We start from the raw sequence: 13,845 nt of genomic DNA, 5'->3' as shown, positions 1-13,845 counted from the left end.
TCAATTCTCCAGAACGTCGAGCAGGCCCAGGGGCAGGGGTACGTCCATGACCCGATCGAACAGCCAGTACAGGCCGATGCTGAGCAGGCTGACGATCACCAGGCTGGGCAACCAGCGGCCGCCATACAGGCGGGCCATGGGGACGCCGACGAGGATCCCGGCGAGGATGAAGCCCAGGGGTTCGAAGGTGCCGGCCAGTACCAGCAGCAGGGCCACGCAGAGGGCGATCTTGACCAGGGTTTCATGGTCCAGCGGCGGTTCGTCTTCGCTGTGCTTGATCGGTGTCGGACGCACCAGCAGGTACAGCAGCGCCAGGCCCATCAGGCCGAGCATGAGTAGCGGAAAGGCCCTTGGGCCCACGGGTTCGTAGGAAAAGGCCGCCTGGTACGGCCAGGCCATCAGTGCCAGGCCAGCACAGGCCAGCAACAGCACCGAGGCGAATAGACGTTGAACGAGCATGGCTAACTCCCAGGTCCGACCCTCGCAGCGCGAGGGCCGGGCCGTCAGAATGGGGCGGTCACTGGATCAGGCCGAATTCCTTGGCCAGGGCCTTGTAGTCGGCCACCTGTTTCTTCACGTAGGTGTCCAGCTCCGTGCCGGTCATGGCGAAGGGGAACAGCTCGCGCTGGTCACGCAGCTTGGCGAACTCCTCGGAGGCCAGGAGCTTGTCGAAGGCGTTTTTCCACCAGGCGTATTCCTCGTCGCTGACCTTCGGCCCCAGATAGAAGCCGCGCACCACCGGCCAGACGATGTCATAGCCCTGTTCCTTGGCAGTGGGGATGTTCTTCATTTCCGGCTCGTCCAGGCGCTGCTCGGAAAACACCGCCAGCAAGCGCATGTCGCCGGCGAGGATGTGCGGCATGGAGTCGGAGATGTCGGTACTGCCCACTTGGATGTGCCCGCCCAGCAGGGCCGTGGCGATTTCCCCGCCGCCCTCCAGGGCCACGTAGCGCAGGTCCCGCGGGTTGATCCCGGCGGCCTTGGCGATCAGCGCGGTTTGCATCCAGTCCTGGCTGCCGACGGTGCCGCCGGAGCCGATCACCACCTTGCTCGGATCTTTCTTCAGGGCCGCGACCAGGTCATCGAGAGTCTTGTAGGGCGAATCGTTCTTCACCGCGATGGCGCCATAGCTGGTGCCCACGGCCGCCAGCCAGTGCACGGCGTTTTCGTCGAAGCGCCCGAACTTGCCCTGGGCCAGGTTCAGCAGCGAACCGCTGGACCAGGCCACCAGGGTCCCGGCATCGGCCGGGCGCTGGGCCACCACAGCGTTATAGGCCACGGCCCCGACGCCGCCGGGCATGTAGGTGACGCGCATCGGTTTGCTGAGGATCTTCTCGTTGACCAGGGCGCTCTGCACCAGCTTGCAGGTCAGGTCGAAGCCGCCGCCGGGGGAGGCCGGGGCGATGCATTCCGGGCGCTTGGGTTCGGCGGATGCGGCCAGCAGCTGGCCGGTGAACAACAGGCAGCCGGCGGCGAGGGCCAGTTTACGCAATGAAAAGTCCATGAGTGTCTCCACAGGAGTTGTTATCGGTATGCCCGGGTCGTCCTCGATCCTTGGGCGCAGGGGCCGGCCTGCCAGCACCGGCCGTGGGCGCGGCCTGTGGGATCACCACAGGGCCACGCTGTAGCTCACCAGCAGGCGTACTTCGTCCGCGTCGCGAGCCGAATAGTTGGAGCGGTAGGTGGCATTGCGCAGGCGCACCGCGACGTCCTTGAAGGTGCCGCTTTGCACCACGTACTTGATCTCGGTGTTGCGTTCCCATTCCTTGCCGGTGTCGCCGTTCTTCAAGGCGATGTTGTCGCCGCTCAGGTAGCGGGTCATGAAGCTCAGGCCGGGAATCCCCAGCTTGGCGAAGTCGTAGTCGTAGCGGGCTTGCCAGGAACGTTCCTCGGCGCCGGCGAAATCGTTGATCTGCACGAAGTTCACCAGGTAAGGGTCGCTGCCATCCACGTAGGGAAAGGCGCTGGAGCCGGACAGGTGCTGATAGCCGGCGCTGAGTTTATGCCCGTCCAAGGCATAGCTCACCAGGCCGTTGAGGGCGCGGTTGTCGATCTTGCCGCCGCGGGCCTGGCCCTGGTCGTTGCTGATAGCCAGGCGCAGGTCGCTGGCGAAGGTGCCGGGGCCCAGGGGGCGCGATGCCAGCAAGCCGAGGAAGTGCTGGTTGTAGACGTCGTCCAGTTGGGCGAAATGGTAGCTGGCGATGATCTTGTCGCTGAACTTGTAGTCCAGGCCGCCGAAGTTGAAGTGCTTGCCGGCCACGTTGCCGGCGAAGCGACCGTTCTTGTTGTTGAGGCGGATGTCCTCGTAGTTGCTGTCGTCGCGGTCCTTGGCCTTGTCCAGGCGGCCGCCGGTGAAGGTCAGGTTCTTGATTTCCCTGGACGTCAGCAGGCCCCCCTGGAAGGTCTGCGGCAAGATCCGCCCATCGTTGGGCTTGAGGATCGGCAGTTCGGGGATCAGGCTGCCGATCTTCAGCTCGGTAGCAGAGAGCCTGACCTTGCCGGTCAGGCCGAGCTTGGAGTACTGGTTGGCCGCACGCCCATCGTCGTGGGTCGGCAAGAGGCCGGTGCCGGTGCGGTCGGGGCTGGAGTCGAGCTTGACCCCGAGCATGCCCAGGGCATCGACGCCAAATCCCAGGGTGCCTTCGGTGTAGCCCGACTGCAGGTTGAGCATGAAGCCCTGGGCCCACTCGTCGCGCTTGGATTGCTGGGCGCTGGTGCCGTCGCGAAAGTCGCGATTGAAGTACATGTTGCGGGTTTCGAAGGTGGCGCTGCTGTCTTCGAAGAACGCGGCCTGGGTCAGCGGAGCGGCAAGGGCGGCGGCGCTGGCGAGGGCGGTCGGGGTCAGGCGGGAGAAACGCACAGGCGCGCTGGCCTGGGAGTGCGTGGATGGCATCCGGTGGTACTCCGATATTGTTCTTATTCTGATGAAAACGCTTCGAGGCGCTTTGCATGTCGGCGGAACTCGGCAAGGCTGCCGGAACTTTCCGTAACAGGACTCTAAAGGGCCAACCTTTCGCTAACCTTTCAGCCAGCTTTCAAGGTTTTCGGGCTTCACAGCAGCGGTTGCGGCGGTACACTCCGCGCGCAAAAGTACTGTCGATTCCCCCCTGAACGAGGTGCAAAACCATGCGGGTCCTGCTGGTCGAAGACCATCTGCAACTGGCTGAAAGTGTCGCCCAGGCGCTCAAGAGCACGGGCCTGACCGTGGACGTGCTGCACGACGGGGTGGCTGCCGACCTGGCGCTGAGCAGCGAGGAGTACGCCATGGCGGTGCTGGATGTCGGCCTGCCGCGCATGGATGGCTTCGAGGTGCTGGCGCGCTTGCGTACTCGTGGCAAGAACCTGCCGGTGCTGATGCTCACCGCTCGCAGCGACGTCAAGGACCGGGTGCACGGGTTGAACCTGGGGGCCGACGATTACCTGGCCAAGCCTTTCGAGCTGACCGAGCTGGAGGCCCGGGTCAAGGCCCTGTTGCGCCGTAGCGTGCTGGGCGGCGAGCGCCAGCAGCGGTGCGGAGTGCTGGCCTACGACCTGGATACCCGGCGCTTCACCCTGGGCCAGGAGCTGTTGACCCTGACCTCGCGCGAGCAGGCGGTGCTCGAGGCCCTGATCGCCAGGCCCGGGCGGGTCATGAGCAAGGAGCAGCTGGCGTCCCAGGTGTTCGGCCTGGATGAGGAGGCCAGCCCGGACGCCATCGAGATCTACATCCACCGTTTGCGCAAGAAGCTCGATGGCCACGCGGTGGCTATCGTCACCTTCCGTGGCCTGGGCTATCTGCTGGAAAGTCGCGATGCATAGGCCCAGCAGCCTGCGCTGGCGCTTGTTGTGGAACCTGGCGCTGTTGCTGGTGGTATTGATGCTGGCCAGCGGCCTGAGCGCCTACTGGAACGGTCGCGAGGCCGCCGACACCGCCTACGACCGAACCCTGCTGGCCTCGGCGCGGACCATCGCCGCCGGTTTGTCCCAGCGTGATGGCAGCCTCAGCGCCAACGTGCCCTATGTGGCCCTGGACACCTTCGCCTATGACAGCGCAGGGCGGATCTACTACCAGGTCAACGATATCCACCAGCAGTTGATTTCCGGCTACGAGAACCTGCCGGGACCACCGCCGGGCACGCCGCGCACCGATGACTATCCGGCCCTGGCGCGATTCTACGATGCCACCTACCAAGGGCAGAACGTACGGGTGGTGAGCCTGCTCAAGGCGGTCAGCGAGCCGAACATGAACGGCATGGCGGAAATCCGCGTGGCCGAAACCGATGAAGCCCGGGTGGCCATGGCCCGCAGCCTGATGGCCGATACCCTGTTGCGCCTGGGGATGTTGGCCATCGGTGCCTTGCTCCTGGTGTGGTTTGCTGTGAGTGCCGCGTTGCGGCCGCTGGAGCGCTTGCGCAGTGCGGTGGAGGAGCGCCAGCCGGATGATTTGCGACCCTTGCCACTGGTGTCGGTGCAGCATGAACTGGGACCGTTGGTACGGGCCTTGAACCATTTCACCGAGCGCCTGCGTGGTCAGTTCGAGCGCCAGGCGCAGTTCATCGCCGATGCGGCCCATGAACTGCGTACCCCCCTGGCGGCGCTCAAGGCGCGTCTCGAACTGGGGCTGCGCTCCCATGAGCCGCAGACCTGGCGTTCGACCCTGGAGAACGTGGCCCAGGGCACCGATCGCCTGACTCACCTGGCCAACCAGCTGTTGTCCCTGGCCCGGGTGGAAAACGGTGCCCGGGCCATTGCCGAAGGCGGGGCGCAGTTGCTCGACCTCAGCCAACTGGCTCGGGAGCTGGGCATGGCCATGGCGCCCCTGGCCCATGCCCGGGGCGTGGCACTGGCCCTGGAGGCTGATGAACCGGTATGGCTCAAGGGGGAGCCGACCTTGCTCAATGAGCTTTTGAGCAACCTGGTGGATAACGCCCTGGCCCATACGCCGCCGGGCGGCAACGTGGTGCTGCGGGTCACGGCGCCGGGAGTGCTGGAAGTGGAAGACGACGGTCCGGGGATTCCCCTGGAGGATCGCGACCGGGTCTTCGAGCGCTTCTACCGGCGCAACCAGCAGGTGGCCGGATCAGGCCTGGGCTTGGCCATCGTCGGCGAGATCTGCCGCGCGCATCTGGCGCAGATCAGCCTGCATGACGGCCAGCCGTCGGGCTTGAAGGTGCGGGTGAGTTTCAGCGCTGGCCAGGAGCCCCTGTAGGGGGCGCCACTCAGTAGAGCATCGAACGCGACTCTTCGAGGTCGCGGCACATGGCCTGGTCTTCCGGGTCGATCTTCAGCTTCTTGAAGGCGGGCACGCTGAAGGCATCGATTCGCGAGAGGGGGTGGTCGGTGTCCTTGTGGCAGTACAGGGTTGCTACCTGGACCAGGTCGACGTAGTCGATCCCGGCGGATTGACGCTTGAAGTCAAGGTACTGCTCGGGGATCTGCACCAACTGCTCGGGGAATTCCCAGACCTGCAGCAACTTGTTCCCCAGCAATGGATGGATCTGTTCGATCACGTGGTTGAGGCTGACCGAATCGGCCAGCAGCTCGTAGTGATCCTCGGCGTAGGTCAGGATCGGTAGCACGCCAATCTGATGCACCAGGCCGCCGAGTGCCGCCTGGTCCGGCTTGAGCTGGCTGTAGCTGCGGCACAGGGCATAGCTGACCCCGGCCACCTCCAGGCTGCGCCGCCAGACGTCGCGCATCTTGCGTTCCACCACCTCGGAGCGGGCGTTGAAGATCTGCTCCATCACCAGGCCGATGGCCAGGTTGCTGCTGTAGTTGACTCCAAGGCGGGTGATGGCGGTGTGCAGGTCGGTGACTTCCTGGGCCGCCCGCAGCAGCGGGCTGTTGACTACCTTGATCAGCCGCGCCGACAGGGCGGTATCGCGACCTATGACCTTGCTCAGGGTGCTGACACTGATTTCCGGGTCTTCGGCGGCCTGGCGAATCTGCATGGCCACCTCCGGTAGGGTTGGCAGGACCAGGTCATCGTTGTCGATGGCCTCCACCAAATCCTGTTGGACCTTTTCCGCCAGCTCAGTCATCTCGGTTCTCTAGGGTGTTGCAGGAAAGGTCAGGCGATCAGCGCTGGATTTCGCGATCACGGTCCAGCTGGTACGGCAGGTCGAGCAATTGCAGGCCCGGTCCTTCGGGCGTTCCCAGGTGCAGGTTGTCATCTTCCGCGGCCTCGGCCTGCACCACCGCCAGCAATTCGATCCGTTCCGGGGCGCGGGCCGCCAGGACCACTTCACCGATGGCGCTGCCGTGGGTCGGGGAAAACAGCGGGGTACCGGGCTCCGGCTGTTCGCCCGCTGCCAGGGCCAGGCGGTACAGGCGGCGCTTGAGCTTGCCCAGGTACTGCATGCGGGCGACGATTTCCTGGCCGGTATAGCAGCCCTTCTTGAAGCTGACGCCGCCTACGGCCTGCAGGTTGAGCATCTGCGGGATGAACAGTTCGCGGGTCTGTGCCATGACCTGGCCCAGGCCGGCGCGGATCTGTCCCAGCAGCCACTGGTTCAACTGGCCTTCGGGTAGTTGCGCGGCCAGTTGCTGGCCCAGGCTGGCGGCGCGTTCGGCAGGGACCCAGAGCTCGGCGCGGTCGGTCGAGACGCGCACGGCGATCAGGCCGTCTGACCGGGCCACGGCGCCGTCTTCCTGGGGCAGTTCCAGGCCCAACTGGTCGAGGACGGCTTGGGCCGAGGACAGGCCGAAACGTGCCCAGCTGGTGCTTTCATCGCTGAGCTTGGCCTTGGAGAACACCGCGTATTTCTTCAGGTCAGCCAGTTGCGCCTCCACCAGCTCACCGGCCATGGCCAGCAGGCAGCCGTCACCCTCCAGGAGGATACGGAAACTGGATTGCATGCGGCCTTTCTGGGTGCAACGGGCGCCAAGGCTGGATTGGCTGTCGCTGAGGTAGTTGAGGTTGCAGGTCAATTGGCCCTGCAGGAATTTGCTGGCATCGGGGCCGCGGACGGCGAGTACGCCTTCGTGGGACAGGGGGCAGAAAAAAGCGGAGTCAGCCATGGTTCATCGCAGGGTAAAAAGTATGGGGCACATCATAAGGGGGCGCCTTTGAAATGGATAGTTCACAAAGGATAGGCGGTGGCCGACCAAAGCCGACTGTCATCACCTGTCCCGGGCTGTATACTGGCGCCCTATTTGAGGAGCGTTCCATGGTTGAAGATGTTGAACTGAATCGCCTCTACTGGCACAGCCGTCGCGGCATGCTCGAACTGGACGTGTTGCTGGTGCCGTTCGTCAAGGAGGTGTATCCGCATCTCAACGAAACGGATCGCCAGTGCTACCGCAACCTGCTCGAGTGCGAGGACCAGGACATGTTCGGCTGGTTCATGGAGCGCAGCGAATCCCCTGATCCCGAGTTGCAGCGCATGGTGCGCATGATCCTGGATCGTGTCCAACCCAAGTAAGCTGTTCGAGAGCCGCTGGCGGGCGTCCATGCAACTGCTGGCGGCTTATCTGTTGGCCCAGGCTTTCGCCCTGGGTGCCGTTTTTCTTCTCGATATCCCGCTTTTCGCCAAGCTCCTGGGGCTGTCGCTGTGCCTGTTGCACGCCGCCTGGGCGCTGCCTCGGCAAATATTGTTGAGCCACCCCCGGGCCTTCACCCGCCTGCGTCACGGTGTCGCCGGCTGGCAGTTGTGGAACCGCGCCTGTGGCTGGCAGGCGGTGCAGTTGTGTCCCGATAGCCTGGCGCTGCCGTTGATCGTGGTATTGCGTTTTCGCCTGAAGGGCCGGCGCCGGATCCATTCCGTCTGCGTCCCGCAGGATGCGCAGGCGGCCGACGAGCATCGGCGCCTGCGGGTGCGGCTCAAGTTCGCTCGCGATAGGTGGGCGGCTGCAGAATAGTGTCCTGGGCCTCGGGGAGCATCTGCGGGTAGTCGAGGGTGTAGTGCAGGCCCCGGCTTTCCTTGCGGGCCATGGCCGAGAGAATCATCAGCTCGGCGACCTGGGCCAGGTTGCGCAGTTCGATCAGGTCGCGGCTGACCTTGTAGTTGCTGTAGAACTCGTCGATTTCGTCCAGGAGCAAACGCACCCGGTGCTGTGCCCGTTGCAGGCGCTTGTTGGTGCGCACGATGCCCACGTAGTCCCACATGAACCGCCGCAGTTCATCCCAGTTGTGCGCGATGATCACGTCTTCGTCGGAATCGGTGACCTGGCTGGCATCCCAGGCGGGCAGGGCGATAGGCAAGGCGATCTGCGGCAGTTGCCGCAGGATGTCGGACGCCGCCGAGCGGGCATAGACGAAGCACTCGAGCAGCGAATTGCTGGCCATGCGGTTGGCCCCGTGCAGGCCGGTGAAGCTGGTCTCGCCGATGGCATAGAGGCCTGGCACGTCGGTCTGGCCATGCTGGTCGACCATGACTCCGCCGCAGGTGTAGTGGGCCGCCGGCACCACCGGGATTGGCTGCCGGGTGATGTCGATGGAGAACTCCAGGCAACGCTCGTAGACCGTGGGGAAGTGGCTCTTGATGAAAGCTTGCGGTTTGTGGCTGATGTCCAGGTAGACGCAGTCGATACCCAGGCGCTTCATTTCATGGTCGATGGCCCGGGCGACGATGTCCCGGGGCGCCAGCTCGGCCCGCGGATCGAAGCGCTGCATGAAGCGCTCGCCGTTGGGCAGCTTCAGGTGGGCGCCTTCGCCGCGCAGGGCTTCGGTCACCAGGAAGTTCTTGGCCTGCGGGTGGTACAGGCAGGTAGGGTGGAACTGGTTGAACTCCAGGTTGGCCACTCGGCAGCCCGCGCGCCATGCCATGGCGATGCCGTCGCCGCAGGCACTGTCGGGGTTGCTGGTATAGAGGTAGACCTTGGCCGCGCCGCCAGAGGCGAGGATCACGAAGCGTGCACCGAAGGTGTCGACTTCACCGGTGGCGCGGTTGAGTACGTAGGCACCCAGGCAGCGCTCGCCCTCCAGGCCCAGGCGCTTCTCGGTGATCAGGTCGACCGCGACCCGCTGTTCCAGCAGCTCGATATTGGGATGCTGCCGGGCCTTGGCCAGCAGGGTGGTGAAGATGGCAGCACCGGTGGCATCCGCGGCATGGATGATCCGCCGATGGCTGTGGCCACCTTCACGGGTCAGGTGGAATTCGAAGCCGTTGTCATCGTTGCCGGCTTCTTCGTCACGGGTGAAGGGGACTCCCTGGTCGATCAGCCACTGGATCGCTTCGCGGCTATGCTCCACGGTGAAGCGCACGGCGTCTTCGTGGCACAGGCCGGCACCGGCATTGAGGGTGTCGTCGACATGGGACTCGACCGTGTCGGTGTCGTCCAGCACCGCAGCCACGCCGCCCTGGGCGCGATAGGTCGAGCCGTTGGCGAGGTTGCCCTTGCTCAGGACCGCAATCCGCAGGTGGCTGGGCAGGGTCAGGGCCAGGCTCAAGCCGGCGGCACCGCTGCCAATCACCAGAACATCGTGTTGAAACTGTTGGCTCATTTGAAGGATTCCGCTCAAAGCGACCCGGGACGGGGTTGGCGCAAGACGCCTGAATCGGCAAGTCAAAGCAGCCACACAGCCCACTAGTATATAGAGGGGGGGAGCGGCACAATAGCCGCGCCTGCATGGCATTGTGCGACTTCGCTGAGCAAAAGCGTTGCTCCCGGTCAGCCAGGGCTCAGGCCGCTACCAGGCCTGGCAGGGACGATCGAGGGCACAGGGCTGTTTTTCTCTTTAGCGTTACACAAACTTCGTCCGGCACGGCTATAAAGATTGGGAACTTTTGCCAAGGCCCCAAACTCAATAGAAGGTTGCCTGAAGGAAGGGACAGCGTCGATTTTATCCAGGGTTTTCAGCCTGTTTTCCAGGGGTGAAAATCGACGACAGGATTATTCGCGCAGCCGGCCTTGCCCGCGCTGCGTTTTTCGTGCGTGCCGGATCAGAGCCCGCAGGAAACTTGCTTGGAGGGGGAGAACTTTTGCGAAAAGCCCGAGTCTATGTTTGCAAGCCTGATCGATTAGTAGCGCAAGCCTCCTTCGAGCTTATCGAGGAGTGTTCATGCTAACCCAGGAAGAGGATCAGCAGCTGGTCGAGCGCGTTCAGCGTGGCGACAAGCGAGCGTTCGATCTGCTCGTGCTGAAGTACCAGCACAAAATTCTCGGGTTGATCGTGCGTTTTGTGCACGACACCCATGAAGCCCAGGATGTCGCACAGGAAGCCTTTATCAAGGCGTACCGTGCACTAGGTAATTTTCGTGGTGACAGCGCGTTCTATACGTGGCTTTACCGTATCGCCATCAATACGGCGAAAAACTATCTGGTTTCACGCGGCCGCCGGCCGCCGGATAGCGATGTCAGTTCTGAAGATGCGGAGTTCTATGACGGCGATCACGGCCTGAAGGATCTCGAATCACCGGAACGTTCATTGCTGCGGGATGAGATCGAGGGCACCGTCCATCGAACCATCCAGCAACTGCCTGAAGATTTGCGTACGGCTTTAACTTTACGTGAATTCGATGGTCTGAGTTACGAGGACATTGCCAGTGTCATGCAATGTCCGGTGGGTACCGTGCGCTCCCGGATTTTCCGCGCTCGGGAAGCCATTGATAAAGCCCTGCAGCCGTTGTTGCAGGAAACCTGAGACAGCGGCGACAGCCAAGAGAGGAACCGCCATGAGTCGTGAAGCCCTGCAGGAATCGCTGTCCGCGGTGATGGATAACGAAGCGGACGAACTGGAATTACGTCGGGTATTGAATGCCGTCGACGAAGTGGAAACCCGTGAGACCTGGGCTCGTTATCAAATCGCCCGGGCGGCCATGCACAAGGAGTTGCTGCTTCCACGCCTGGATATCGCCGCTGCCGTTTCTGCAGCCCTGGCTGATGAAGCCGTGCCTGCCAAGGGGTCCCGTGGGCCATGGCGTAGCCTGGGTCGCTTGGCGGTAGCTGCCTCGGTGACCGTTGCGGTCCTGGCGGGGGTGCGCTTGTACAACCACGATGAAATCGCGGGTGTCGAGCTGGCTCAGCAGGCTGGCCAGCCCACCCTGGCCGCGCCACAGGTCAAAGGCCCAGCGGTATTGGCCGGCTACAATGAGAATTCGGAAGCCACTGGTCCCATGGCCAATGGCGTATTGCAAGGACAGCCAGGCTGGCATGACCAGCGTCTGCCCAGCTATCTGCGTCAGCATGCCCAGCAAGCTGCACTCAAAGGCACTGAAAGCGCATTGCCTTATGCCCGTGCGGCAAGCTTGGAAAACCGCTAAGGAGGATCATGCGCGCCATCCCTCTACTCTCGCTTCTGCTCAGTGGCTGGTTCGTGGTTCCAGCCCACGCCGACGAAGCCCAGGACTGGTTGCAGCGTCTTGGGCAAGCGGAACAGCAGCAAAGCTTCCAGGGCACCTTCGTTTACGAGCGTAACGGTAGTTTCTCTACCCATAACATCTGGCATCGTGTCCAGAATGGAAAGGTTCTCGAGCGTCTGGTCCAGCTCGATGGGTCTGCTCAAGAGGTAGTGCGTGTCGATGGTCGCACCCAATGTGTCAGTGGCACGCTGGTGGCGGGGTTGGGAGATTCTCCCGACTCCGTAGCGCGTGCGCTGGATCCCCAGAAACTCAAGAATTGGTACGACCTTGCCGTCATCGGCAAGTCGCGGGTGGCAGGGCGTCCGGCGGTGATCGTCTCGGTTTCGCCGAAGGACCAGCATCGCTACGGCTTCGAGTTGCACTTGGATCGTGAAACCGGGCTACCGCTCAAGTCGTTGTTGCTCAACGACAAGGGGCAACTGCTCGAGCGCTTCCAGTTCACTCGCCTGGATACCAGCGATGTTCCAGGAGATGCCGAGCTGCGGGCCACCGCCGACTGCAAGCCTGTCACTCTTGATAGCGACAAGGCTTCGGCAGTCAAGGCTGCACAAACCTGGCGCTCCGACTGGCTGCCGCCGGGCTTCGAGTTGACCAGCAGCAGTGCCCGCAAGGATCCGGAAACCAAGGTGATGGTCAACAGCCTGCTGTATGACGATGGTTTGGCACGGTTCTCGGTATTCCTCGAGCCACTCAACGGTGCAACCGTCACCGACACCCGGACCCAGCTTGGGCCCACTGTGGCGGTATCGCGTCGCCTGACCACGCCCGATGGCGAGATGATGGTCACGGTAGTCGGGGAGATCCCGATCGGTACCGCCGAGCGTATTGCCTTGTCGATGCGTTCAGGCTCTATCGCTAAGCAATGAAGCTTTATTGGTTGTGCAAGAGGTCAGTGATGGCTACTCCACAATTGAGAAGATGAAATGTTTGGCCAGCAAATTCATTTGCAAAATCCCCAGAGTTTTTTTATAGGTCAGAGCCTTTCGGTTCTGACCTTATTTGTCGTTCCTGGAACAAAACTGCCGCCCGCTTGGTGTCGGCGCTGTTCGTTCCCTATCGCTTAACCACGCTCGTCGTAACGGGAGCCGTATGTCGATACCACGCTTGAAGTCCTACTTCACCATCCTCGCCACTGTGCTGGTGCTTGGGCAGGCCGTTTCTGCCCAGGCGGCCGAACTGCCTGATTTCACCCAGCTGGTCGAGCAGGCATCGCCTGCGGTGGTGAACATCAGTACCACGCAGAAACTGCCTGATCGCCGGGTCTCTGCGGGCCCCATGCCTGACCTCGAAGGACTGCCGCCGATGCTGCGGGAGTTCTTCGAGCGCGGCATGCCACCACAGCAGCGTTCTCCACGTGGAGATCGCCAGCGTGAAGCCCAGTCCCTGGGGTCGGGTTTCATCATCTCCCCGGATGGCTACATCCTGACCAACAACCACGTGATCGCCGACGCCGACGAGATCCTCGTGCGCCTGGCCGATCGCAGCGAATTGAAAGCCAAGCTGGTCGGTACCGATCCGCGCTCCGACGTGGCGTTGCTGAAAATCGACGGCAAGGACTTGCCCGTACTGAAGCTGGGCAAATCCCAGGATCTGAAGGCCGGCCAATGGGTCGTGGCCATCGGCTCGCCGTTCGGCTTCGACCATACCGTGACCCAAGGCATCGTCAGCGCCATCGGTCGCAGCCTGCCGAACGAAAACTATGTGCCGTTCATCCAGACCGACGTGCCAATCAACCCGGGTAACTCCGGCGGCCCGCTGTTCAACCTGGCGGGCGAGGTCGTGGGGATCAACTCGCAGATCTACACCCGTTCCGGCGGCTTCATGGGCGTGTCCTTCGCTATCCCGATCGATGTGGCCATGGACGTTTCCTCCCAGCTCAAGGCGGGTGGCAAGGTCAGCCGTGGCTGGCTCGGCGTGGTGATCCAGGAGGTCAACAAGGACCTGGCCGAGTCTTTCGGTCTGGAGAAGCCTGCCGGTGCGCTGGTCGCACAGATCCAGGATGATGGCCCGGCTGCCAAGGGTGGCCTGCAGGTGGGAGATGTGATCCTCAGCCTCAATGGCCAGCCGATCATCATGTCCGCTGATCTGCCGCATCTGGTCGGCGCGCTGAAAGCCGGCGCCAAGGCCAACCTGGAAGTGATCCGTGACGGCAAGCGCAAGACTGTCGAGCTGACCGTCGGCGCTATCCCTGAAGAAGACAAGGATCTGAGCCAATTGTCCAAGTCCGGCGTCGAGCGCAGCAGCAACCGCTTGGGCGTGGCCGTGGTCGAACTCAGCGTGGAACAGAAGAAAGCCTTTGATCTCAAGGGCGGCGTGGTGATCAAGGAAGTACAGGACGGCCCTGCAGCGCTTATCGGCCTGCAGCCCGGCGATGTGATCACTCACTTGAACAACCAGGCGATCAGCTCGACGAAGGAATTCACCGAAATCGCCAAGGCGCTGCCGAAGAACCGCTCGGTTTCCATGCGGGTACTGCGCCAGGGACGAGCCAGCTTCATTACCTTCAAGCTGGCTGAGTAACTCGCCAGCTCCAGGCCTCGCCCAATAAAAAAGCCCGCCTCTT

The 13,845-nt window shown here is 62.8% G+C and carries 14 protein-coding genes; 8 read left to right on the top strand and 6 right to left on the bottom strand.

The features are described 5' to 3' along the window. The 3 genes from AC3WK8_RS18060 to AC3WK8_RS18050 all read right to left on the bottom strand — a co-directional run bounded on the left by AC3WK8_RS18060 (nt 1) and on the right by AC3WK8_RS18050 (nt 2,893). Nucleotides 1-459: a tripartite tricarboxylate transporter TctB family protein gene (locus AC3WK8_RS18060; protein WP_103325461.1), complete on the bottom strand. Its 459-nt coding sequence runs from the start codon at nt 457-459 to the stop codon at nt 1-3. 58 nt (nt 460-517) lie between these two features. Next, on the bottom strand, nt 518-1,504 hold the full coding sequence (locus AC3WK8_RS18055; RefSeq protein WP_085596049.1) for a Bug family tripartite tricarboxylate transporter substrate binding protein: 987 nt from the start codon (nt 1,502-1,504) through the stop codon (nt 518-520). A 102-nt stretch (nt 1,505-1,606) separates the two neighbouring features. Further along, the gene (locus tag AC3WK8_RS18050) at nt 1,607-2,893 is read right to left on the bottom strand and encodes an OprD family porin (protein ID WP_103325462.1); all 1,287 of its coding nucleotides are present in this window, start codon (nt 2,891-2,893) and stop codon (nt 1,607-1,609) included. A 233-nt stretch (nt 2,894-3,126) separates the two neighbouring features. On the opposite strand from AC3WK8_RS18050, the gene AC3WK8_RS18045 reads away from it, so the two are divergent. Together AC3WK8_RS18045 and AC3WK8_RS18040 are read left to right on the top strand one after the other, a co-directional pair. Further along, nucleotides 3,127-3,798 carry a response regulator gene (locus AC3WK8_RS18045; protein ID WP_022642855.1) on the top strand — a complete coding sequence of 224 codons (672 nt, stop codon included), beginning with the start codon at nt 3,127-3,129 and terminating at the stop codon, nt 3,796-3,798. Then, a complete protein-coding gene (locus AC3WK8_RS18040; protein ID WP_053135315.1) occupies nt 3,791-5,188 on the top strand; it encodes a sensor histidine kinase in 1,398 nt (465 codons plus the stop codon). Before AC3WK8_RS18045 ends, AC3WK8_RS18040 begins: the two co-directional genes overlap by 8 nt. A 10-nt stretch (nt 5,189-5,198) precedes the next feature. Here AC3WK8_RS18040 and AC3WK8_RS18035 read toward each other — a convergent pair whose 3' ends face one another. Further along, nucleotides 5,199-6,020: an HDOD domain-containing protein gene (locus AC3WK8_RS18035; RefSeq protein ID WP_053135312.1), complete on the bottom strand. Its 822-nt coding sequence runs from the start codon at nt 6,018-6,020 to the stop codon at nt 5,199-5,201. 37 nt (nt 6,021-6,057) lie between these two features. Beyond that, nucleotides 6,058-6,999 (bottom strand): CAF17-like 4Fe-4S cluster assembly/insertion protein YgfZ, encoded by a 942-nt coding sequence (gene ygfZ, locus AC3WK8_RS18030; protein WP_103325463.1) that lies wholly within the window; start codon nt 6,997-6,999, stop codon nt 6,058-6,060. Between the two features lie 149 nt (nt 7,000-7,148). On the opposite strand from ygfZ, the gene AC3WK8_RS18025 reads away from it, so the two are divergent. Then, on the top strand, nt 7,149-7,403 hold the full coding sequence (locus AC3WK8_RS18025) for an FAD assembly factor SdhE (protein WP_022642859.1): 255 nt from the start codon (nt 7,149-7,151) through the stop codon (nt 7,401-7,403). Beyond that, nucleotides 7,387-7,839, top strand: a complete 453-nt coding sequence (locus AC3WK8_RS18020; RefSeq protein WP_085596047.1) for a protein YgfX — start codon at nt 7,387-7,389, stop codon at nt 7,837-7,839. Before AC3WK8_RS18025 ends, AC3WK8_RS18020 begins: the two co-directional genes overlap by 17 nt. Here the strand turns inward: AC3WK8_RS18020 and nadB are convergent. Continuing rightward, nucleotides 7,802-9,424 carry an L-aspartate oxidase gene (gene nadB / locus AC3WK8_RS18015; RefSeq protein WP_085596046.1) on the bottom strand — a complete coding sequence of 541 codons (1,623 nt, stop codon included), beginning with the start codon at nt 9,422-9,424 and terminating at the stop codon, nt 7,802-7,804. The genes AC3WK8_RS18020 and nadB overlap by 38 nt on opposite strands. A gap of 558 nt (nt 9,425-9,982) precedes the next feature. Between nadB and rpoE the strand changes: the two genes are divergently transcribed. The 4 genes from rpoE (at nt 9,983) to AC3WK8_RS17995 (ending at nt 13,802) form a co-directional block, all read left to right on the top strand. After that, entirely contained in the window at nt 9,983-10,564 is a 582-nt protein-coding gene (gene rpoE / locus AC3WK8_RS18010) for an RNA polymerase sigma factor RpoE/AlgU (protein ID WP_022642864.1), read from the top strand. A gap of 31 nt (nt 10,565-10,595) precedes the next feature. Next, on the top strand, nt 10,596-11,183 hold the full coding sequence (locus AC3WK8_RS18005; protein WP_022642865.1) for a sigma-E factor negative regulatory protein: 588 nt from the start codon (nt 10,596-10,598) through the stop codon (nt 11,181-11,183). Between the two features lie 8 nt (nt 11,184-11,191). Continuing rightward, nucleotides 11,192-12,148 (top strand): MucB/RseB C-terminal domain-containing protein, encoded by a 957-nt coding sequence (locus AC3WK8_RS18000; protein ID WP_103325464.1) that lies wholly within the window; start codon nt 11,192-11,194, stop codon nt 12,146-12,148. Nucleotides 12,149-12,371: 223 nt separating this feature from the next. Then, on the top strand, nt 12,372-13,802 hold the full coding sequence (locus tag AC3WK8_RS17995; RefSeq protein WP_103325465.1) for a DegQ family serine endoprotease: 1,431 nt from the start codon (nt 12,372-12,374) through the stop codon (nt 13,800-13,802). Nucleotides 13,803-13,845: the final 43 nt, after the last annotated feature.

It is taken from the genome of Pseudomonas sp. FW507-12TSA, from assembly GCF_058781435.1.
This window is presented reverse-complemented; position numbering and strand designations above follow the sequence as displayed.

Excerpts from the sequence above, each read along its gene's own strand:
- AC3WK8_RS18060 (WP_103325461.1), bottom strand. The coding sequence starts at position 459 with ATGCTCGTTCAACGTCTATTCGCCTCGGTGCTGTTGCTGGCCTGTGCT.
- AC3WK8_RS18055 (WP_085596049.1), bottom strand. The coding sequence starts at position 1,504 with ATGGACTTTTCATTGCGTAAACTGGCCCTCGCCGCCGGCTGCCTGTTG.
- AC3WK8_RS18050 (WP_103325462.1), bottom strand. The coding sequence starts at position 2,893 with ATGCCATCCACGCACTCCCAGGCCAGCGCGCCTGTGCGTTTCTCCCGC.
- AC3WK8_RS18045 (WP_022642855.1), top strand. The coding sequence starts at position 3,127 with ATGCGGGTCCTGCTGGTCGAAGACCATCTGCAACTGGCTGAAAGTGTC.
- AC3WK8_RS18040 (WP_053135315.1), top strand. The coding sequence starts at position 3,791 with ATGCATAGGCCCAGCAGCCTGCGCTGGCGCTTGTTGTGGAACCTGGCG.
- AC3WK8_RS18035 (WP_053135312.1), bottom strand. The coding sequence starts at position 6,020 with ATGACTGAGCTGGCGGAAAAGGTCCAACAGGATTTGGTGGAGGCCATC.
- ygfZ (WP_103325463.1), bottom strand. The coding sequence starts at position 6,999 with ATGGCTGACTCCGCTTTTTTCTGCCCCCTGTCCCACGAAGGCGTACTC.
- AC3WK8_RS18025 (WP_022642859.1), top strand. The coding sequence starts at position 7,149 with ATGGTTGAAGATGTTGAACTGAATCGCCTCTACTGGCACAGCCGTCGC.
- nadB (WP_085596046.1), bottom strand. The coding sequence starts at position 9,424 with ATGAGCCAACAGTTTCAACACGATGTTCTGGTGATTGGCAGCGGTGCC.
- rpoE (WP_022642864.1), top strand. The coding sequence starts at position 9,983 with ATGCTAACCCAGGAAGAGGATCAGCAGCTGGTCGAGCGCGTTCAGCGT.
- AC3WK8_RS18005 (WP_022642865.1), top strand. The coding sequence starts at position 10,596 with ATGAGTCGTGAAGCCCTGCAGGAATCGCTGTCCGCGGTGATGGATAAC.
- AC3WK8_RS18000 (WP_103325464.1), top strand. The coding sequence starts at position 11,192 with ATGCGCGCCATCCCTCTACTCTCGCTTCTGCTCAGTGGCTGGTTCGTG.
- AC3WK8_RS17995 (WP_103325465.1), top strand. The coding sequence starts at position 12,372 with ATGTCGATACCACGCTTGAAGTCCTACTTCACCATCCTCGCCACTGTG.